Origin of the sequence: Marimonas arenosa, from assembly GCF_030848945.1 — a bacterium.
GTDB lineage: Bacteria > Pseudomonadota > Alphaproteobacteria > Rhodobacterales > Rhodobacteraceae > Marimonas > Marimonas arenosa.
On record NZ_JANHAX010000001.1, the window covers coordinates 1096635 to 1117613 of the forward strand.

Genomic DNA, 20979 nt, shown 5'->3' on the forward strand with positions numbered 1-20979 from the left:
GTTCGCCCCTCACTGATCGTAATCGACGACAACCCGGTCGGTCACCGGGTAGGACTGGCAGCTGAGCACATAGCCCTTCTCGACCTCGTAGTCCTCGAGCGCGTGGTTCGCCACCATTTCAACCTCGCCTTCGATTACCCGGCAGCGACAGGTCGAACAGACACCGGCCTTGCAGGCATAAGGCGCATCCATCTGGTTGGCCCGCGCGGCATCCAGAACGGTGATGTCCTTGGCCGCCGAAATGGTCTGTGTCGATCCGTCCAGCGTGATCGCGACTTCGGCCTGGTTGGCGGTCTTGCCCGCCTCTTGCGACACCGCCTTCTTCGGCAACCGCCCTGGCTGGGCGCTGGCGAACAGCTCGAACTTGATCTGGGCATCGTCGAGCCCGTGATCCCGCAGCGCCTTGGCGATCCCCAGCATCATCGGCTCCGGACCACAGATGAAGGCGGTATCGATGCTCTCCACGTCGACCCAGGTGCGAAACAACTGGGCACATTTTTCTTCGGTCACCATCCCGGTGAACAGGTCGATTTCCTGCGCGTCCTGCTCCAGCACATGGATCACGGAAAGCCGCCCCAGATACTGGTTTTTCAGGTCTTCCAGCTCCTCGCGGAACATGATCGTCGCCACACCCTTGTTGGCATAGACCAGCGTGAAGGTGGATTTCGGCTCAACCTCCAGCGTCGTCTTGATGATCGACAGCACCGGCGTGATCCCCGAGCCGCCGGCAAACCCAAGATACTGTTTCTCGGCCCCCGGATCGAGCGGCGTGTGGAACCCCCCCATCGGCGCCATCGCCTCCAGTGTCTCGCCAACCTTCAACTCTTCATTGGCCCAGGTCGAAAACGCGCCGCCTTCGACCCTCTTGATGCCGACCTGCAGCTTGTCTTCGGCGCGGCCCGAACAAATCGAATAGGACCGTCGCAGTTCCTCGCCGTCAAACTCGCGACGGAAGGTCAGGTATTGACCCTGAATGAAATCGAAGGCGGTCCGATCGTCCGGCTCCAGCGTCAGCACCACCGCATCACGAATGGTGCGGTGAATGTCGGTCACTTTCAGGTTGTGAAACTGTGCCACCCCAGGTCTCCTCAGATGCACTTGAAATATTCGAACGGTTCCAGGCAGTCGATGCAGCGCCATTGCGCCTTGCAGGGGGTCGAGCCGAACTGGCTGATCTTCTCGAGCTTCTCACTGCCGCAACGCGGGCAGCGTTTCGGTCCGCCGGCCGGCTCGGGCGGCGCAATACCGTATGCCTCCAGCTTGGCGCGCGCCTCATCGGTCATCCAGTCGGTCGTCCAGGCCGGTGCCAACTGGCGGCGCAGCTCGACCTTCTCGATGCCCTTGGTCTTCAGTTCCGCCTCGATGTCGCGCTCGATCATCGAAGTCGCGGGACATCCGGAATAGGTCGGTGTCACCGTCACGACGCAGGTATCATCCTCCCACGCAACTCCGCGGATCACGCCCAGCTCCACCAGGCTGATCACCGGAATCTCGGGATCGGGCAGCGCGCTCAGCCACGCCCAGACCTGGTCGGAACTCACCTGCATTGCGGGCTACCACTCGCAGCCCGGATAGGCCCGTTGCAGCCACTGCATCGAGCTCAGAAGATGCCCCAGATGCTCGGTGTGCATCCGCCCATCGCGTCCACCCTGGTGAACGTAGGACCCGCCCGGGATGCTCAGCGTCGCCGCGGACAGCACGCGACCGACCAATGCATCGTACTCTTCGCGCAAAGTCTCGAGCTTGGGCGCGATCCCGGCCTCGGCCACCGCCGTATCGATGGCATCGCTCACGAACAACTCGCCAACGTAAGGATAGAGATAGTCCAGCGCCTCTTGCATCCGTCGGTGGCTCTCCTCAGTGCCGTCGCCCAGCCCCACCACCGTGTGACCCGACCGCTCGACGTGATAGGCTGCCTCTTTCGAGGCCTTGGCCGCGATCGCCGCCACACGCGCGTCTGTCGATTGCATCAGTCGGCCCAGCATCACCACCTGCCAGGCATCGAACAGAAACTGTCGCATCAGGGTCTGGCCGAAATCGCCGTTGGGCAGCTCCAGCATCAGCGCATTGCGGAAATCCCAGGCATCGCGCAGGAAGGCCAGATCATCCGCCGAGCGCCCCTTGCCCTCGACTTCGCCGGCGAGCCCCAGCCACATCTGCGTCTGGCCGATCAGGTCCAGCGCCGTGTTGGCCAAAGCGATATCTTCCTCGAGCACCGGCGCATGGCCGCACCATTCGCTCACCCGGTGACCGAGGATCAGCGTGTTGTCCCCCATCCGCAGCAGGAATTCGAACAGGGACGGGTTGTCCAGTTTGCCAGCCATCACATATGCCCCACTTCGTCCGGGATGTCATAGAAGGTCGGGTGGCGATAGACTTTCGACTCCGAAGGCTCGAACAGCGGGCCTTTCTCGCCCGGCGCCGTGGCCGCAATGTGCCGCGCCTCGACCACCCAGATCGACACACCTTCGTTGCGTCGCGTATAGACGTCGCGCGCGTTGCGGATCGCGGTTTCCGCATCCGGCGCATGCAAGCTGCCGACATGTCGGTGGCTCAGCCCATGCTGGCCGCGGATGAAGACTTCCCAAAGGGGCCATTCGTTTTTCATTTCATTTTCCTCTCAAAACCAGCCTGCGTCGCTCATCGCACCCGTGCGTGTGCGCCTCGCGAAGCCACCCGACAGGGCGGACGAACCCGCGGGCCAATTACTCCGCTGCCACCTTCTGAGCCGCCCGCTTGCGGGCATGCGCCAGCAAGCCGTCGCGCACCCATTGCCCATCTTCCCAGGCCGCCACGCGGTCGCGCATGCGGTCGCGATTGCAGGGGCCGTTGCCCTTGATCACGTCGAAGAACTCTTTCCAGTCCGGCATCGAGAAATCGTAATGCTCGCACTCTTCGTTCCATTCAATGCCCGGGTCGGGCCGGTCGAGCCCGAGATAGTCGATCTGCGGAATGGTCTGGTCGACATATTGCTGGCGCAGCTCATCGTTCGACTTCACCTTGATCTTCCAGGCCATCGACTGCTCGCCATGCACCGATTCCGCGTCCGACGGTCCGAACATCATCAGGCAAGGGAACCACATCCGGTTGAGCGCGTCCTGTGCCATGCGCCGCTGCTCTTTCGACCCCTGCGCCATCTTCATGAAGGCATCATAGCCCTGCCGCGCGTGGAAGCTTTCTTCCTTGCAGATCCGCACCATGGCGCGGGCATAAGGGCCATAGGAAGTCCGCTGCAAAGCCACCTGGTTGACGATCGCCGCGCCGTCGACCAGCCAGCCGACCGCCCCGATATCGGCCCAGTTCAGCGTCGGGTAATTGAAGATCGAGGAGTACTTCATCTTGCCTTCGTGCAAGAGCTCGATCATCTCGTCGCGGCTCACGCCCAGCGTCTCGGCTGCTGAGTAGAGATACAGCCCATGCCCCGCCTCGTCCTGCACCTTGGCGAGCAGGATCGCCTTGCGCTCCAGCGTCGGCGCCCGGGTGATCCAATTGCCCTCGGGCAGTTGCCCCACCACCTCGGAATGGGCGTGCTGGCCGATCTGGCGAATGAGTGTCCGGCGGTAATCTTCCGGCATCCAGTCACGCGGTTCGATCTTGATGTCGTTGTCGACCTTGTCCTGAAATTCACGCTCCTCGTCGCTCATTTCGTCGCGGGACTTGACGCCACTGCTGGCCGTTTTGATCATCTGTGCATACATCTCGCGCCCTCCTCAGACACGTTCCAATATCAGGGCCGCACCCTGGCCCACGCCGACGCACATGGTGCAGAGCGCAAACCGCCCGCCCGTGCGCCGCAATTGATAAGCCGCCGTCAGCACCAGCCGCGCCCCCGACATGCCCAGCGGGTGGCCGATGGCAATCGCGCCGCCGTTGGGATTCACATGGGGCGCGTCATCGGCCACGCCAAGATCCCTCAGCGTGGCAAGCCCTTGCGCCGCGAAGGCTTCGTTCAACTCTATCACGTCCATATGCTCGATCGACAGCCCGGTGCGCGCCAGAACCTTTTTCGACGCCGGCACAGGCCCGACCCCCATTACCCGCGGCTCGACCCCTGCCGAGGCGACACCGACGATCCGTGCCATCGGGCTCAGGCCATTCTGTGCCGCCGCCGCCTCGCTGGCAATCAGCAGCGCCGCCGCGCCGTCGTTGACACCGCTGGCATTGCCTGCGGTCACGCTCAGGTCAGGTCCATTCACCCCCTTGAGCTTGCTCAATTGTTCCAAGCCGGTGCCCGGCCGCGGATGCTCGTCGGTATCGACGACGATCGGATCGCCCTTACGCTGCGGCACCGAAACAGGCGTGATCTCGTCGGCGAAAACCCCGGCCGCCTGCGCTTGCGCCCAACGCGCCTGGCTGCGCGCGGCGAACGCGTCCTGGTCTTCCCGGCTGACGTCCCAATCGGCGGCGACATTGTCGGCGGTTTGCGGCATCGAGTCGGTGCCGTACATCTTCTCCATCTTCGGGTTGACGAAGCGCCAGCCGATAGTGGTGTCATAGACCGCATTTGCGCGCGTGAACGCCGCCGTCGCCTTCGGCATCACAAACGGCGCCCGGCTCATGCTTTCCACGCCGCCTGCGATCAGCATGTCCTGGTCGCCGGCGCGGATCGCCCGGCTGGCCATACCCACCGCGTCGAGCCCGCTGGCGCAGAGCCGGTTTACCGTCACCCCCGGCACATCCACCGGCAACCCGGCCAGCAGCGCCGCCATGCGGGCCACGTTGCGGTTGTCTTCGCCGGCCTGGTTGGCGCTGCCATAGATCACGTCGTCAAGCCGCGCCCAGTCCACACCGGGGTTGCGCGCCATCAGCGCCGCAATCGGAATGGCCGCCAGATCGTCGGTTCGAACCGAGGACAGCGCCCCACCGTAACGGCCGATGGGAGTGCGGGTCGCATCGCAGATAAACGCGTCGGTCAAAATTTCGTCTCCTGTTCCATCGGGTATTTCGCAAAAACCCGACCGCATGGTCGGTGATAGATTCGTGCGCGATTCGACGCAAGCCCTTTGTTACGCCATTCCGCGTATTCCCAAAACTTCTGTAACACATTCAAAACCAGCCATTCGACGGCCTCGGGACCTTTCAAATGTCGCCGAAATCGCCATGCCGCCCCTTTCCGCCGGCAAATCGCGCCGCCCCGGCGGCGCCTTCCAAGGTGACCATGTCGCGGCTGCCGCGCCATTCCTGGCGCAGCGCGGCACGTAACGGTAAACCCGCCTGCTCCCGCGCCGAAGCCCGATCAGCCCGCAAACACCCCTGTGGAAACCGGGCCATCTGCTGTGCCAGGTCTTCGGCCCTCTCCCGGGCCTGCCCCTCCAGCACGACGTATTCACACAGCCCGATGCGCAACGCCTCCTCCGCCTCGACCCTGCGGCCCGTCAGGATCAGGTCCATCGCCCGGCCCTCGCCGACCAGCCGCGGCAACCTGACCGTGCCCCCGTCGATCAATGGCACCCCCCAGCGCCGGCAATAGACCCCCATGAAGGCACCCTCAGCCATAACCCGGATGTCGGCCCAGATCGCCAGTTCCATGCCGCCCGCCACCGCCGGGCCTTCAATCGCCGCGATCACCGGTTTCGACAACTCCAGCCGCGACGGCCCCATCGGCCCGATCACGTGGCCTTCTTCCGGGAAATCCAGTCGCTCCATCCCACCGCCCTCGGTGAAATGCGCCACCTGCTTTAGATCCCATCCGGCACAGAATGCCCCGCCTTCCCCCCAGAACACCGCCACGCGCGCACCGTCGTCAGCCTCGAAGGCCAAAAACGCCTCAAAAAGCGCCGCCGCGCTGTCCGCATCCATCGCGTTTCGCGCTTCGGGCCTGGAATGGATCACCGTCCTGACCGGCCCGGCCTTTTCGATCCGCACCGCCATGTTCTCCTCCCTTTGACCGACAGCGTGCCGCCGCCGCCGCAAATTCGCAACGAAGCGGTGAAAATTCTGCCCCTTTCTTGCACTAAACGCGGCGTCACGTTTTGCTTTCGTCAGGTTTCCAGCCCGGAGCGCCCCGATAGAACCGCTTGCCCATCCCACCTACCGCCCCGAAATAGACGGGCTGCGCATGATCGCGGTGCTCGGCGTGGTGCTCTATCATTTCGGCGTGCCCGGCTTGCCCGGAGGCTTTACCGGTGTTGATGTATTCTTCGTCATATCAGGTTTCCTGATTGGCGGGATCCTCTGGCGCAACCTCGAAGAAACCGGCTCGATCAGCCTCGCCCGCTTCTACACCCGCCGGGTCAAGCGCCTGGCGCCGGCTTTTTTCGCCATGGCGGCAGCCTCCGCGCTTGTCGCCTGGGTCGTGCTTCTGCCTTTCGAATTCCGCGAATTCGGCAAGGAACTCATCGCCGCAACCACCTACCTGTCGAACGTGCTGTTCTGGCGCGGCGAAGGGTATTTCGACATCGGCGCCGAGAACAAGGTGCTGCTGCACACCTGGTCGCTGGCTGTCGAAGAACAGTTCTATATCGTCTTGCCGGTGCTGATGCTGGCCCTCGCGCGCTGGCGGCGACTGCTCGTTGCGCTGCTTGTCGTCCTCTTTGTTGGCTCCCTTACCGCCAACATCGCCCTCAGCCCGACAGATCAGACCACCACCTTCTACCTTTTCCCGTTCCGCGCTTGGGAATTGCTGGCCGGCGTCCTGCTTGCTGTTGCGGGCCACAGCCGCGGCTTCAGCTACGTTCTCCGTCCCGGGCTCAGCTACGCTGGTCTCGCCCTCGTCCTTGCCGGGCTTACCCTGGTCGCACCGCAAGGGTTCCCCGGCTGGCAGGCGCTTTTTCCGGTGCTCGGCACCACCCTTCTGATCGCCAACGGCAAGGACGACAATCGCGTCAACCGCGCCCTTGCCGCCCCACTGCCGGTGTTCATCGGCAAGATTTCCTATTCCCTCTACCTCTGGCACTGGCCGGTGCTGGTGCTGTCACGCTACTGGCGCGACGGCTATGCCGGCCCGTTGGAAGCCGCGCTGTGGCTCGCCCTCGCATTCGCGCTGGCCATCCTGTCTTGGGCGCTGATCGAAACCCCGTTCCGGCGCACGCACCCCCGCTCCGGCTGGCGGGTTCTGGCGGCGCTGGCCGCGCCCTCCGCCGCCGCGCTGGGCATCGGAGCGCTGGCCTATGTCAAGGATGGCCTGCCCGCCCGCTTCGCACCCGAAACCCGCGCCTATATTGCCGCCTCGGCCGATTTCAATCAGGACTGGTCGCGCTGTCACACCCCGGCGCAATCACCGTTCAAAAACGTCGAACTTTGCCCGATCGGACCCGAAGGCCTGCCCGAAGTGATCGTCTGGGGCGACAGCCACCTGCGCGCGATCAAGGAAGTTCTCGAACAGGCGGCCTTTGACACCGATACGCCCGCCCTGATCATCTGGCATGCCGGCTGCCCGCCGGTATTCGGCATCAGCAAGCAGGAAAGCTACGCCACCCCTGCCGAAGACGCTGCCTGCGCCGCCGGCACCGCTGAAATCCGCCGCAGCCTCGCTAGCCTCGCCCAGGCCCGCACTCTCCTGCTCGTCGCCCGCTGGGCCTACTATGCCGACGGCGCGGGCTCGGGACGTGACGCGCATAACACCATCCGGCTTGCCGGGCTTGGCGGGTCGACCAACCGCGAGGTTCTGTCACGTGCGCTGGCCGAAACCCTACCGGAGCTCCGCCGCCACTTTCCCCGCCTCTTCCTGCTGCGCCAGCCGCCCGAAATTCCCGACTACGACAGTCGTGAAACCGCCCGCCGCCTCGCCTATGGCCGCGTCTTGCCCACCGAGACCCCCACCGACGTGTCGCGGACCGTCGCAGAAACCCGCGCCGCTGGCGCAGAGGCGCTCTTCGCCCCCTATCTCGCCGAGGGCAGCCTGCGCCTGATCGACCCCTGGCCGGTTCTCTGCACCGCCGAGAAATGCTCGGCTCGCCATGGCGACGCCATCTGGTATTTCGACAACAATCATCTGACCAACACCGCCGCCCGCGCCTTCGCTGGTCTCATTTCCCCGGTCTTCGAGGTAAAGAACTGATATGGCCGAGTTCTCCACCCAACGCTTCATCATGCTAAAAATACCCTGGGAGTGGGGGGGCAGAGCCCCCTCTCCGGCAGGCCAACCCGAACCATCGCCATGACCCAAGAGCTGACGGACAAGACCTGGGACGTGATCATCGTCGGCACCGGCATCGGCGGCGGCACCGCCGGCCGGGCGCTGGCCGAGGCCGGGCTGAACACGCTCTTCGTCGAAAAGGGTCCCGCCGGTCACCGCGCCGAACGCACGCCGCTGTCGCACGACATCTTCCTGCCCGAAGCCCGGCGCCTGCGCGGTTTCTGGCCCGGCCAGATGGTCGAACGCAAGAACGGCCAGGACAACCGCTTTTTCGGTCCGCTCGGCGCCGGTGTGGGCGGCAGCTCGGTGTTCTATGCCGCAACGCTCGAACGCCCCGAACCGCATGATCTCGACGACCTACCCGGCCACCCGCACCCGACCGGTGGCTGGCCACTGTCCTATGACGATTTCGCTCCCTACCTGTCCCGGGCGGAGCAGCTCTACATGGTCTCCGGCGAGCCGCATTGCGCCGGCCAGACCCTACGCCCGCCGCCTGCCCTGGCGCCCGGAGACGCCCGCATCATCGAACGTCTCAGGCAGCGCGGCTTGCACCCTTATCACCTGCACGCCGCCATTGCCCGCCTGCCCGGCTGTCGCGACTGCACCGGCCACAAATGCCCGCGCGCCTGCAAGATGGACGGCCGCTCCGCCGGGGTCGAACCCGCACTCTCCACGGGAAAAGCCGCGCTGCTCGACAATTGCGAGGTCACCCGGATCGCCACGGACGGCGCCCGGATCACCCATCTCGAGGCCCGCCGCGGCGGTGAGTCCCTCCGGCTCCGGGCCCGGCATTACCTGCTCGCCGGCGGCGCCTTCGGGTCTCCCCGGCTCTGTCTCGCGTCGGCCTGCAACCAGGCTCCGAACGGCATCGCCAACAGCTCCGGCCTCGTCGGCCGCGGCCTGATGTTTCACCTCAACGAGCTGTTCGCGGTCTGGCCCGGCCTGACCGACCCGACGCCGACCAAGGCGATCGGCCTGCGCGATCTCTACCACGCCCGGGGCCAGCGCCTCGGCATGGTCCAGGCGATGGGGATCACCGCCTCCTATGGCGAAATCGCCTATTACCTGGAAGCTCTGATCGCCCGCACCGTCCTGCGCCGTCTCCCGCTGGCCGGAAAACTCTCCCGCATTCCCGCTGCCTTGGCCACCAAGCTGCTCGGCTCGGCCAAGATCTTCGTCGGCCTGCTCGAAGACCTGCCTTACGACGAAAACCGGGTCCTGCCGCCGGTGCCGGGCTCGGACGATGTCGCCTTCAGCTACACGCTCCATGACGAGCTCCTCGCCCGCCGTCACCTGTTCCGCCGCGAGATTTCCCGCGCCTTCCGCGGCCAGCGCCGGCTGCTGCTGTCGCGCAGCCCCGATCTCAACCACGGCCACCCGTCCGGCACCATGCGCTTCGGCCAGGATCCGTCCGCCTCCGTGCTCAACCCGCAGGGGCGCACCCACGACCTGCCCAACCTGTGGTGCGCCGATGCCGGTTTCATGCCGACGTCGATGGGTGTGAACCCCTCTCTCACCATTGCCGCTCAGGCCCTGCGCGTGGCCGACGCGATCAAGGAGGCCCCCGATGCCCCGTAACGATCCCCGTATCCTGTCCGGCCTCGCCCTCGTCACCGGCGCCGGCTCCGGCCTGGGCCGGGCCCTGGCCGTGGAACTCACCCGGCGCGGCATGCAGGTCGCGGGTCTCGGCCGCCGCGCCGACGCGCTGCACGAGACCGCCGCCGCCGCCGGCCCCGGCTTCCACCCCATCGCTGCGGATATCAGCGATTTCACCGCCTTGCGCACAGCGTTCGACCAGGCCGATCGCATCGCTCCGCTCAGCCTGCTGATCAACAATGCCGCCACCTACCCGCATCGCGACATCCTCGCGGAAACACCGGAAAGCTTCATGGCGACCATGAACGTCAATTTCGCCGGCACGCTTGCCGGCACCCGCCTGGCCCTCGATCGCTTCGTGCCGACCGGCTTCGGCCGTATCCTCAACGTCGCCACCTTCGCGGACCTGCACCCGTTGCCCACCGCGGCCGCCTATTCCACCTCCAAGGGCGCCGCCCGCATCCTGACCCGCGCCCTCAAGGCCGATCTCTCCGACCGTTTTCCCGACATTGTCATCACCGACTGGATGCCCGGCATGCTCGCCACGGCGATGGGTGTCCCCGACGGGTTGCCGCCTGAAACCTCAGCGGTATGGGGCGCCGAACTGGCCCTTTGGCACGACCCGTCCCTCACCGCCGCCACCTTCGAGATGGACAGGGAAATCCTCCCGCCACGGGGCCTCAAGTCGCGCCTGAAAGACCTGCTCCTCTTTCGCCGACCTTCCCCCCGCCGCCTCGGCCGGGACTGATCCCGGTCCTTCATCTTTCCGGGAATACTCTGTGGGCCTGGGGGCCGCGCCCCCGATAAACGCCAGCAACCCGAACCACCTGCGCCGCGTTGGCACTCTAGGAGACGGTCGGAGGATCGATCCACACCAACGGGAGCGCCGCACCGCCGTCCTCATCCGCCATCAGCGGCCGGACAGCCGCGTCCCCAGCGCTCGCAGCCCGTGCACTGGCAGGATCGCGAAACATTTTGCATAGCGCCAGCCAAGCCGCCGCGGGTTCTGCAGCATCCGCCACGCCCATTCCATCGCAATCGCCCGCACCCAGGCCGGCGCCCGCGTCTGGGTGCCGGACAGGAAATCCAGCCCCGCACCAATGCTGGCGAATCCGACCCTCGGCAGCGTCGTTCGCCCTCTCGCCGCCAGGATTTCCTGCTTCGGCGCGCCGAGCGCAAGAAAGACCAGACCAGCATCACTTTGGTCCAGTTCCGCCAGCACCGCGTCCGCGGCCGGTCCCTCCGGATCGAAACCCATCGGCGGCGCGATCTGCGCGGTAATCTCGAGCCCGGGGATCAGGCGCTGCATCTCCGCGCCCGCCGCTGCAAGGCTCGCCTCAGTCGAACCGACCAGCGCAACCTTGACACCCTGCTCGGCCGCGACTTCTGCCAGCGGCAGCACCATGTCCGATCCCGGTACCAGCCCCAACGGCCGGCCCGCCAGCCACCCCAGCCAGACGATCGGATGCCCGTCCGCCACCACCAGGTCCTGGGCATCATAGGCCGCCCGGAAGATGGCAGACCGGCGCAGCTTCACGAGATGGTCGAGATTGATCGTGGCCAGCGCAAACCCCGCCCCCTGCCGGAGCCGCGCCCGCACCTCAGCGAGAAGCGCGTTGGCATCGGGCACGTTCACCCTGATCACCTGGTTGCTTATACGAAACTCCACCTACGCCCTCCTGCGCCCGACCCTGAGGCCCGAGCTCTCGGTCGTAACTGGAATAAGGACCGAATTCGTGGCACAAACGAGGAAAAACAGAGCTTTTTCGGCTTCATGCCCCAGTATCGCCCATTTCCTATGTTTTGTAGGCCCTCAAACAAGATGGCAAGGGCAAAGAATATGTCTGTCGCGCAGCTTCCGGTCCGGACAGCGTCCGGGACGCTCCCCCGTGTCCGGGGGGCGCATCGATGAGTGCCGTCGTGATCATCGGCTGTGGCTTCGTCGCCGACCTTTATGCCGCCGGGCTCCGGACCTTCCCCGAAATCCAAGTGCTTGGCGCGTTTGACCGCGACCCGGCCCGCCTCGCCGCCTTCTCCGCGCACTGGTCCGTCCCCAGCTTCAACACGTTTGAGGCGGCCGTCGCCGCCCTGCCCGAGGATGGCCTCGTTCTCAACCTCACCAATCCCGCTGCGCACACACCGATCAATCGCGCCGCGTTGCAGGCCGGCCATCACGTGTTCTGCGAAAAGCCGCTGGCGCTCGATCTGGCCGAGGCCGAAGAGCTTGCCGCGCTCGCGGCCTCGAATAAACTGCAACTCGCCTCCGCTCCCTCCTCGGTCCTGTCGGAAGCCGCGCAACTCCTGATCAAGGCCACCCGCGACGGCATCGCCGGCACGCCACGACTGGCCTATGCCGAGCTTGACGACGGTTTCATTTCGCAGGCCCCGGTCGAAACCTGGCGCTCCGCCTCCGGCGCGCCCTGGCCCTACGAGGACGAATTCAGGACCGGCTGCACGCTGGAACATGCCGGCTACTATCTCAGCTGGCTCATCGCCATGTTCGGCCCGGTCACCCGCGTTGTCGCCGCCGCGGCCGAGGTGCTGTCCGACAAGCGCGGCGTCTCCGGCACGCCGGACTTTTCGGTCGCGACGCTGTTCTTTGAACAGGGGCCCGTCGCGCGGCTCACCTGCTCCATTACCGCGCCTCATGATCACCGTATTCGCATCATTGGGGATAATGGCTATCTCGAACTGAAAGAGGCCTGGGACAACGCCGCCCCGGTCCGCTTCCACCGCCGTTTCCGCATCCGTCGCCGGCTGCTCGAGCACCCGATCGGAAAGCGCCTCAAACCCGCCGGTAAGACGCATCCCAAAGTGCCCCGCACCGGCGCGGCGGCAATGAATTTCGCCCTTGGCCCAGCGGAAATGCTCGATGCCATCGCCGCCGGCCGCCCCAGCCGGCTGGCCGGCGATTTCGCCCTGCATCTCACCGAGGTCACACTGGCCGTTCACAATGCCGGCGCCACGGGGGCCACCGACATCCGCTCCCGCTGCCAATTGATGGAGCCGATGCCATGGCTCTGACTCTCGTCGTCACGGGGGCCTCCGGGTTCATCGGTCGCGCCTGCGTCGAGGCGGCGCTGCGCCGTGGCCATAACGTGCGCGCGCTGGTGCGGCGTGAAACCGCCTTCTTCCCGCCCGGCGTCGAAGTTCTGCCCTGCGATCTTGCTGCCGATATCACCACGCTCCGTTCCGCGCTGATCGGCGCCGATGCGATGGTCCACGCCGCCGCCGCAATGTCGGGTGATCCGGCGCGCACCCAGCGCGACACGCTGGACGCCACCAGGAACGTGATCGCGACGCTCACGCACCAGACGCCACAGACTCGTTTGGTGCTGGTCAGTTCGATCGCCGTCTACGATGCCATGGCCCGAAACATCGACGAGGACACGCCGCTCGATCCCGCCCCCCGGGACCGCGACGGTTACGCCCGGTCGAAACTGGCGCAGGAAGCGCTACTTGCAGATACCGGGCTTGCTGGCTGGATCGCCCGGCCCGGCGCAGTTTTCGGTCCCCATCGACTCTGGAACGCCCATCTTGGCCGCCGCTTCGGCCCGCTGCTGCTGGCTCTGGGAAACACAGCCCAAATCCCGGTGATCGGGCTCGATGCCTGTGCCGAGGCGCTGGTGCTCGCCGCCGAAACTCCGCCGCCGGGCGGCGGCCTGCGCCCGGTCAATCTGGTCGAAAGCGATCTGCCCGATGCCCGGCGCTATCTCAAGGCGCTCGGTCCCTCTGCGCCGCGCCTCAAGGTACCGCTGCCTTGGCAGGCCTTCGCCGCCATCGGCCGCGGGCTCGGACACATCCCGGCTGTCCACGGCCACCTGCCGGACCTCCTGCAACCCCGCACGCTCGAGTTCCGGTTCGGCGCCAAACGCTACACCAATGTCCGCGCCCAGACCGAGTTGCATTGGCAGTCCCGCCTGCCGTTTGAAAACGCGCTGCATGCCGCCGTCACCCGCAGCGAGGCGTCCGATTCATGAGCCCTCGCCCCCCTGACCCCACCCGGCGCATCGCTTATCTCACCGGCGAATACCCCCGAGCCACGGATACCTTCATCCAGCGTGAGGTCGCCGCCTTGCGCGCACTCGGGCTCGAGGTCGAAACCTGCTCAGTCCGCCGCACCGGCCCGGAACATCATGTCGGCGAGGAACAGCGGGTCGAGGCCGCAAACACCTTCCACCTGCTCGAAGCCACGAAAAACCCTGCCCGACTGTTTTCGGCCCATCTGAGACTGCTCGCCCGACATCCCGGCCGCTATTTCCGAACCCTGGTGCTGGCGACGCGCACCTCTCCCGGCGGCGTAAAGGCAACCCTCTACCAGCTGATCTACTTCGCCGAGGCCGCGGTGCTCGCCCGGCAGCTTAAAAAAACCGGCGCAACCCACCTGCACAACCATATCGCCACGTCGTCTTGCACCGTCGCCATGCTCGCCTCGGACCTTTCGGGCATCCCGTTTTCGTTCACCCTGCACGGGCCCGACATTTTCTATGAACCGATCCGCTGGCGGCTGGACGAAAAGATCCGCCGCGCCCGTTTCGTCGCCTGCATCTCCGAGTTCTGCCGGTCACAGGCCATGGCCTTCTCCGCGCCGGAAGACTGGCCGAAACTCCATATCGTGCATTGTGGCGTCGATCCGAGCCGCTACACGCCAGCCCCGCGCGAACGCGGCGCCCAGCTCCTGTTCGTCGGCCGTCTCGCCGCCGTCAAGGGATTGCCGGTGCTGTTCGAGGCTCTGACCCGGATCGACCATCCCGACCTGTCGCTCGCCATCGTCGGTGACGGCCCCGATCGCGCCGCGCTCGAGGCACAGGCCGGCGCTCTGGCCCTGTCGGACAAGGTCGATTTCATGGGCTATCGCTCGCAGTCCGAGGTCGCGTCGCTTCTGAAAGACGCCGACCTGCTCGTGCTGCCCTCGTTTGCAGAAGGCCTGCCGGTGGTACTGATGGAGGCGCTGGCGGCGGAAGTTCCCGTCGTCGCCACCCGTATCGCCGGTATCCCCGAGCTGGTCGAACACGGCAACACCGGCCTATTGGTTCCACCCGGCGACGCCGACGACCTTGCCGCAGCGATCAGGATGATCCTGCAAAGCCCTGATAATGCGCACAAAATGGCTCGAGCGGGTCGAACCCGGATCGAAGCCGAATTCACCAGCCGCACCGAGGCCGCCCGCCTCGCCCATCTCTTCCGCGCCTATGGCGAATGTAGCCAACCCCCGAAACGCCCGGAGCCGCGCCCATGACCCCCCCCGTGACACAGGCCACCATCGGCGCCGTGGTCATCGGTCGTAACGAGGGCCAGCGGCTGATCAACTGCTTGGCCTCGATGAAGGACGAGGCCCGCCGGCTGGTCTATGTCGATAGCGGATCGACCGACGACAGCGTCCAGGAGGCCCGCAAGGCCGGTGCCCAGGTGGTCCTTCTGGACACCTCCGAGCCTTTCACCGCCGCCCGTGCCCGCAACGCCGGGTTCGAGGCCCTGGCGACCGGCCCGAACCCGCCCGATTACGTGCAATTCGTCGATGGTGACTGCGTGTTGGAACCCGGCTGGCTGACCCATGCCGCCCATGCACTCGACACCCAGCCCGATATCGGAATCATCACCGGTTGGCGCGCCGAGATCGATCCCGAGGCCTCGGTCTACAACGCCATGTGCGATTTCGAATGGCACCGCCCGGCCGGCGACATCGAGGCCTGCGGCGGTGACATGATGGTCCGCCGGGCGCTGTTCGAACAGCTGGGCGGTTTCAACCCGAAAGTCATCGCCGCCGAAGACGACGAGTTCTGCGCCCGTGTCCGCAAGGCGGGTCACCGCGTCCATCGCCTGCCGATCCCGATGACCCATCACGACGCGGCGATGGTGCAGTTCAGCCAATGGTGGCAGCGGGCGATCCGGTCCGGCCATGGCTTTGCCCAGGTCGGCGACCTGCACCCCGAGCACTTCAAGAACGAACGCCGCCGCGTCTGGTTGTTCGGCGGCGTGCTGCCCTTTTTCTTCATCGTAGGCGCGGTGATGTCGCTGCCGCTCCTGGCTCTGGTGCTGCTGGCCTATCTCGCCTCCTACGTCCGCACCGCCGAAGGGCTGCGCAAGGCTGGCCTGCCACTCAAGACCGCGCTGCATCACAGCGTCTTGCTGTTCCTGTCGAAATTTCCCAACCTGATCGGTGTCACGCGCTACTGGAAGCGCAAGCGCCGCGGCTGGGACATGGAAATCATCGAGTATAAGTAAGAGGTTACCTTGACAACTTCAGGCGAAATCCGCGTCGGCATCATCGGTGCAGGCTACATCTCGACCTGGCACGCCGACGCTCTGCGCGCCACCAGGAGCGCCCGGCTGGTGGCCGTCTGCGATACCTCGGCCAGTGCGGCAAAGGGGTTCTCCGCAAGCTATGGTATCGAGGCCTTCACCAGCCTCGACGATATGATTGCTGCCGGTGCGGTCGATGCCGTCCATATCTGCACCCCGCCGCATCTGCATCACGGCATCGCGCTGCAATGCATCAGTGCCGGACTGCACGTTCTTGTGGAAAAACCCGTCGCCATGTCCGGCGACGAGACCGCCCAGATCGAAGCTGCCGCGCAAGCGGCCAATGTCCGTTTCGCCCCCGGCCACAACTTCCTCGGCATCCCCGCCTACGCCCGCCTCAAACGCCTGATTGCAGACGGCAAGCTCGGTAAGATCTCTACCGCCGACATCACCTGGGCCTTCCCGCTCGGCCCGCTGCGCGCCGGTCCCTATGGCATCTGGCTGATGCGCGAGACCAAGAACCTCCTGCTCGAGCTTGCTCCACATCTTTTTGCCTTCGCCCAGGACCTGTTCGGCCCGGTCGAGATCCTCCATCTCGAGACGTCCAAACCCGTTGCTCTGCCCGGAGGCGGCACCCGGCCGCAAGCGATCCGCCTGATGGCCCGCGCCGGCGAGGTCGACGTCAATTTCACCCTCTCTTTGGTCGAAACCCATGACGACCGCTCGGTGCTGCTGCGCGGCTCCTCGGCAATGGCGCGGCTCGATTACGCCAATGACGTGCTGACAATTGCCGCGCCAAACTCTTCCGACCTCGTCCTCAACCCGCTGCGCGCCGAGCTCTGCCAGTCCTGGCAACACCTGCGCGAAGGCACCCGCAACGCCTTAACCCAACTGACCTCGCTCAACCAGAAAAGCCCCTACGGCCTCAGCTTCCGTGGCCTCTGTGCCGAAGTCTACGGCGCTATCGCCGAAAGCCGCCCCACCGACCCGCGCTTTTCCGGCGCTTCGGCGGTCGCGATCATGCACAGCCTCGACGCGGCGCTGGCGCTCATGCCCGCCGATCCGAAACCGAAGAAACCGCGTGGCAAACCCAAACCAGACACCATCGTGATCGGCGGCACCGGCTTCATCGGCCGGGCGCTCACCCGCAAACTCGTGGAGCGCGGCCACGACGTACGCGTGCTGTCGCGCGGCTCAACCGGCCCGTTCAACGACATCGCCAACCACGTTGAAACCTATGCCGCTTCGCTGTCCGACGAAGTCGCGCTCACCGAGTCTATGCAAGGCATCAAATACGTCTACAACCTTGCCAAGTCGCTCGATACGACCTGGGAAGCGGCGCTCGAGAACGATGTCGGCACCGCCCTGCGTGTTGCCCGCGCCGCACAGGCCGCCGGGGTCGAAAGGTTGGTCTATACCGGCACCATCGCCTCTTATGACATGTCCGACCCGGGCGTCACCATCACCGAGGACACCGCTTTCGGTGATATGGGTGATCGCAACATCTATGCCCGCTCCAAGGCGGAATGCGAACGCCGCCTGATGCAGATGCACCGCAACGAGGGTCTGCCCCTCGTCATCGCTCGCCCGGCCATCGTCATCGGCGTCGGCGGACCACTGCAGCACTGGGGAATCGGTCGCTGGCACGGGGCCGGTGCGATCCGGCTCTGGGGCCGCGGTCACCACGTCCTGCCATTTGCCTTGATCGACGACACGGCCGAGGCACTGGTGCGGATGATCGAGGTGGCCGAAGCCGTGGGCGAAAGCTTCAACCTCGCGGGCGAACCGATGTTCTCTGCCCGTGGTTACTTCGACGCCATTCACGAGGCGCTGGGCGCCCGGATCAAGGTTTCCTCCGGCCCGCTCTGGCCGTTCTATGCCGCGGATGCCGTCAAATTCTTTCTCAAAACCAAAGCCTTACGCCGCAAAGGTCTCGACCGCCCGTCGCTCAAGGACTGGAAAAGCCGCGCCCATTTTTCTCGGTTCGACAATACGAAAGCCAAGCAAGTCCTCGGCTGGCAACCCGAACCCGACATGTCCCGTTTCGTCGACAAGGCCATCGTGCAGGCCAATCTCCTGGGTTTCTGAGTGCTCGGAAAACCGCCGGCCGGGCATAATTTGGCCCGATTTTCCTGCATACTGCATGGCAAAGATCGCCGTCTGGCCCCGGCGCGGGCCGGCGTGTAGACTGTGGAGAGCAACTCCACGCGAGGCAAACGAGAAGTGAGCGTGACGGGCAGACCAAGAAGCACCAGCGCAACCGTTGGACCGGGGTGCAGCCGGAGGGCACGGCATGTCTGATCGTCCCCGCTTCACCCGCAAATCCCGCCCTCGGCTCGACAAGGCCGAACGCGACCGGCTGATCGCCGAGATCGCCGGCCAGACCGCCGACGAGACTGCGACCTTCGATCTGCCCCATGTTGCCGATACTCCTGACGAAGACGCCGAAACCCGTGAACGCGAGCGCGAGGAGATCTGGGAGCCGACGGACGGCGCGGACCCGGTGTTCGACTCCTTCGAGGACGCCGATTTCCTCTCCGTCACCGAAACCGAAGGCACGATCTCTGAGCCGACCACAGCGGCACACGAGGTTTTTGGCGAAGCAGATGAAGCCGCCATCGAAGACACCTTCCAGCCCGAGGCCGCGACCGATTTCCCGACCGCCGCCCCGCTGCAGGACGACTCCGCCCCGGCCTCGCTCTCCGATGCGCTCGCGCTTCTGGCGCGCGAGCTTGACAGTAAGCCGCGGGCACCCAAGCCCGAGACTGGCCCGACGGAGCAGGACGCCGAACCGCCGGTAACCGACGCCTCGGAACCGCCCGAGACGGAGCCGCCCGACACGGAGCCGGACGCCGAGGCCCGCCCGGCCCAAACCGACGACACCGCCCCCGATGTCGCTCCGGTGCCCGTCTCGCCGCCGCCCTCCGAACCATTGTCTCCCGACGCGGTCTGGGCCAGTCTCGCCTCGATCCCGGTCGATCCGGGCCATCTGGCGCGCAACCTGATCATCACGGCCGGCCGCCACGACCCGGCCCACGGCGCCTTCGACGTGCTACGTACCCGGCTGGTGCAGACGCTCCACGACAACGACTGGAAACGCGTCGCCGTTACGTCGCCCACCCGTGACAGCGGCAAGACCTTCACCGCCGTGAACCTTGCCATTTCGCTGTCGCGCTACGAGGCGATGCGCACCGTGCTGATGGACATGGACATGCGCAACCCCTCGCTCGCAGACGTGCTGGGTGCGCCCGATCCCGGCGCCATGGGCGACTTCCTGCAAGGCAAGACCAGCGTGTCAGAGCATTTCGTGCGTCTGGGCCGCAACGCGCTCAATATCGGCACCAATCTCGCCGTTGGCCTCAACAGCCGGGTCGAGGCCTATGCCTCGGAACTGATGCAGGACCCGCTCACCGATGCGACCTTCGACCGGATGATGGCCGAGCTCGATCCCGACGTCGTGCTCTATGACCTGCCGCCGGCGCTGGCCTATGACGACGTGATCGCCTTCAAGAAGCATTTCGACGGGGTGCTGATGGTGGTTGGCGGCGGCACCACCACCGCCGACGAGGTGCGCGAAGCCATGCGCCGCCTGGGCGAGGACGTGCCGCTTCTCGGGGTCGTGCTCAACCAGGCCGAAACCGAATCCGGCCAGGGCTACAGCTACGACTACTAATCCCGCACCGGTTGCGCCTTGCGCATCCGCTCGGCCACCACGCCGGTCACGGTTCCGATCATCTCTTTGACCACGCTCCAGGCCGACAGGATCAACGCCACGGTCACGGCCAGCAACGTTACCCAGAACAGACGCTTGTGCCGCTTGCCCTGCTCGGTGGTCAGTTTCGGGATGGCAATCACAGCCTTCACGCCCAGCTCACGCTCCAACTGCGCCGGCGTGCGGATCACCGGGTTCATGATCTCCAGCAGGAAGGCCAATCCCACGCCCAGCAGCAGGCTGACAGCCGCACCGACCGCTGCCTTCTTTTTGCGTGATCCGGAAACCGGGTTTTCAGGCACCAGAGCGGTTTCCAACACCTCGATCCGCTCGAACTGCTCCTGGTTGGTCAGGGACTGCCCCATCTCCGCCTCGGTGGCGCGGCGGGTGATGACCGAATACTCGTCCCGCAATTGTTCAAGACTTCGGGTGAGAATGCCGAATTGCCGCTCCACTTCCGGGGCGCTGGCAATGTTGGCCTCGATCTCGGCAATGCGTTGTTCGATCAGCGCCTGCTGCTGGCGCAGAAGTGTGCTTTGCCGCTCGATCACCTCGGCGCGCTGGCGCGTCCGCGAGGCATCGAGCTCGATCAATCTCTGCTCAAGGTCGAGAAGCGTGGACTTCAACGTGCCAAGCTCGTCGCGCTGGGCCGTGACACCGGCCGGCAGATATGGCGCATTGTCTTCCTTGAACGCCGCGATCTGAGTCTCAAGTACCGACATTTCCGCTTCGACCCGTGCCGCCTCGGCCTCGAAGAAGTCCAGGTTCAACTGGGCGGCGGCGGAAATACGCTGGCGATTGAGCCGCACCAGCTGATCGAGGAAATCATTGGCCAGAGCGGCGGCCACCTCGGGGTTCGCGTCCGTCACATTGATCGTCATGCCGGTGGGCACGCGTGGCGCGCCGAAGGCGGCATTCGGATCGTTGATCTGGGCAATCCGAATGCTTTCGCGCAATCGGGCAACTTTCAGTGCCATCGACAGGTCGGTGTTGCCAAAAAGATCATAGCGATCCACCATCGCGATCAGGTTGTCGCGTGCCATCAATTGTTGCTCGAACAGGCGCAGGCGATGTTCCGAGCTGCTGGTGGCCGTGACCGGATCGGTTGAGCGCGCGTTGCGGACCGCCGGGTTTTCGATCTGGGCCACCGCCGTCGCCTCATAGATCTTCGGATGTGATAGCACCCACCACACCGATGCCACCGTCCCCAACAACACCACAGCCGAAATCAGCACGATGCGCCGGCGCATCATGTTCAGGAAATCCCCAAGCGACTGAATCTGGCCCATCGTCCAAACCCCGTTTCTGTCGCGAAATCCCCTGCCCCCGCAGGAATTTTGCTGATTTTTTC

At 65.4% G+C, this 20979-nt stretch carries 18 protein-coding genes; 9 read left to right on the plus strand and 9 right to left on the minus strand.

Going from position 1 to position 20979, the window contains the following annotated elements; translation table 11 throughout:
• Nucleotides 1–9: 9 nt before the first annotated feature.
• The 7 genes from paaE to NO357_RS05410 all read right to left on the minus strand — a co-directional run bounded on the left by paaE (nucleotide 10) and on the right by NO357_RS05410 (nucleotide 5871).
• The gene (gene paaE / locus NO357_RS05380; protein WP_306734579.1) at nucleotides 10–1077 is read right to left on the minus strand and encodes a 1,2-phenylacetyl-CoA epoxidase subunit PaaE; all 1068 of its coding nucleotides are present in this window, start codon (nucleotides 1075–1077) and stop codon (nucleotides 10–12) included.
• 11 nt (nucleotides 1078–1088) lie between these two features.
• Entirely contained in the window at nucleotides 1089–1547 is a 459-nt protein-coding gene (paaD, locus tag NO357_RS05385; RefSeq protein ID WP_306734580.1) for a 1,2-phenylacetyl-CoA epoxidase subunit PaaD, read from the minus strand.
• A 6-nt stretch (nucleotides 1548–1553) separates the two neighbouring features.
• On the minus strand, nucleotides 1554–2324 hold the full coding sequence (gene paaC, locus NO357_RS05390; protein ID WP_306734581.1) for a 1,2-phenylacetyl-CoA epoxidase subunit PaaC: 771 nt from the start codon (nucleotides 2322–2324) through the stop codon (nucleotides 1554–1556).
• Complete coding sequence (paaB, locus tag NO357_RS05395) at nucleotides 2324–2608, minus strand: 1,2-phenylacetyl-CoA epoxidase subunit PaaB (RefSeq protein ID WP_306734582.1); 285 nt, start codon at nucleotides 2606–2608, stop codon at nucleotides 2324–2326. The genes paaC and paaB overlap by 1 nt, the downstream gene beginning before the upstream one ends.
• A 97-nt stretch (nucleotides 2609–2705) precedes the next feature.
• Nucleotides 2706–3698: a 1,2-phenylacetyl-CoA epoxidase subunit PaaA gene (gene paaA, locus NO357_RS05400; RefSeq protein WP_306734583.1), complete on the minus strand. Its 993-nt coding sequence runs from the start codon at nucleotides 3696–3698 to the stop codon at nucleotides 2706–2708.
• Nucleotides 3699–3710: 12 nt separating this feature from the next.
• A complete protein-coding gene (gene pcaF, locus NO357_RS05405) occupies nucleotides 3711–4916 on the minus strand; it encodes a 3-oxoadipyl-CoA thiolase (RefSeq protein WP_306734584.1) in 1206 nt (401 codons plus the stop codon).
• 163 nt (nucleotides 4917–5079) lie between these two features.
• Nucleotides 5080–5871: a crotonase/enoyl-CoA hydratase family protein gene (locus NO357_RS05410; protein WP_306734585.1), complete on the minus strand. Its 792-nt coding sequence runs from the start codon at nucleotides 5869–5871 to the stop codon at nucleotides 5080–5082.
• Nucleotides 5872–6043: 172 nt separating this feature from the next.
• Between NO357_RS05410 and NO357_RS05415 the strand changes: the two genes are divergently transcribed.
• The 3 genes from NO357_RS05415 to NO357_RS05425 all read left to right on the plus strand — a co-directional run bounded on the left by NO357_RS05415 (nucleotide 6044) and on the right by NO357_RS05425 (nucleotide 10421).
• On the plus strand, nucleotides 6044–7999 hold the full coding sequence (locus tag NO357_RS05415; RefSeq protein ID WP_306734772.1) for an acyltransferase family protein: 1956 nt from the start codon (nucleotides 6044–6046) through the stop codon (nucleotides 7997–7999).
• 99 nt (nucleotides 8000–8098) lie between these two features.
• Entirely contained in the window at nucleotides 8099–9655 is a 1557-nt protein-coding gene (locus NO357_RS05420) for a GMC oxidoreductase (protein WP_306734586.1), read from the plus strand.
• Nucleotides 9645–10421, plus strand: a complete 777-nt coding sequence (locus NO357_RS05425; RefSeq protein ID WP_306734587.1) for an SDR family oxidoreductase — start codon at nucleotides 9645–9647, stop codon at nucleotides 10419–10421. The genes NO357_RS05420 and NO357_RS05425 overlap by 11 nt, the downstream gene beginning before the upstream one ends.
• Before the next feature lie 162 nt (nucleotides 10422–10583).
• Here NO357_RS05425 and NO357_RS05430 read toward each other — a convergent pair whose 3' ends face one another.
• A complete protein-coding gene (locus NO357_RS05430) occupies nucleotides 10584–11342 on the minus strand; it encodes a WecB/TagA/CpsF family glycosyltransferase (RefSeq protein ID WP_306734588.1) in 759 nt (252 codons plus the stop codon).
• A gap of 239 nt (nucleotides 11343–11581) precedes the next feature.
• Between NO357_RS05430 and NO357_RS05435 the strand changes: the two genes are divergently transcribed.
• The 6 genes from NO357_RS05435 to NO357_RS05460 all read left to right on the plus strand — a co-directional run bounded on the left by NO357_RS05435 (nucleotide 11582) and on the right by NO357_RS05460 (nucleotide 19589).
• Nucleotides 11582–12697, plus strand: coding sequence for a Gfo/Idh/MocA family protein (locus NO357_RS05435; RefSeq protein WP_306734589.1), 1116 nt, complete (start codon nucleotides 11582–11584; stop codon nucleotides 12695–12697).
• Nucleotides 12688–13653 (plus strand): NAD-dependent epimerase/dehydratase family protein, encoded by a 966-nt coding sequence (locus tag NO357_RS05440; protein ID WP_306734590.1) that lies wholly within the window; start codon nucleotides 12688–12690, stop codon nucleotides 13651–13653. The genes NO357_RS05435 and NO357_RS05440 overlap by 10 nt, the downstream gene beginning before the upstream one ends.
• Nucleotides 13650–14912 (plus strand): glycosyltransferase, encoded by a 1263-nt coding sequence (locus tag NO357_RS05445; protein ID WP_306734591.1) that lies wholly within the window; start codon nucleotides 13650–13652, stop codon nucleotides 14910–14912. Before NO357_RS05440 ends, NO357_RS05445 begins: the two co-directional genes overlap by 4 nt.
• Nucleotides 14909–15898, plus strand: coding sequence for a glycosyltransferase family 2 protein (locus tag NO357_RS05450; RefSeq protein ID WP_306734592.1), 990 nt, complete (start codon nucleotides 14909–14911; stop codon nucleotides 15896–15898). Before NO357_RS05445 ends, NO357_RS05450 begins: the two co-directional genes overlap by 4 nt.
• Nucleotides 15899–15907: 9 nt before the next feature.
• Nucleotides 15908–18004 (plus strand): NAD-dependent epimerase/dehydratase family protein, encoded by a 2097-nt coding sequence (locus tag NO357_RS05455; protein WP_306734593.1) that lies wholly within the window; start codon nucleotides 15908–15910, stop codon nucleotides 18002–18004.
• Nucleotides 18005–18209: 205 nt separating this feature from the next.
• Complete coding sequence (locus NO357_RS05460; protein ID WP_306734594.1) at nucleotides 18210–19589, plus strand: CpsD/CapB family tyrosine-protein kinase; 1380 nt, start codon at nucleotides 18210–18212, stop codon at nucleotides 19587–19589.
• On the opposite strand, the gene NO357_RS05465 is transcribed toward NO357_RS05460, so the two are convergent.
• Nucleotides 19586–20917 (minus strand): GumC family protein, encoded by a 1332-nt coding sequence (locus NO357_RS05465; protein ID WP_306734595.1) that lies wholly within the window; start codon nucleotides 20915–20917, stop codon nucleotides 19586–19588. The genes NO357_RS05460 and NO357_RS05465 overlap by 4 nt on opposite strands.
• Nucleotides 20918–20979 lie beyond the last annotated feature (62 nt).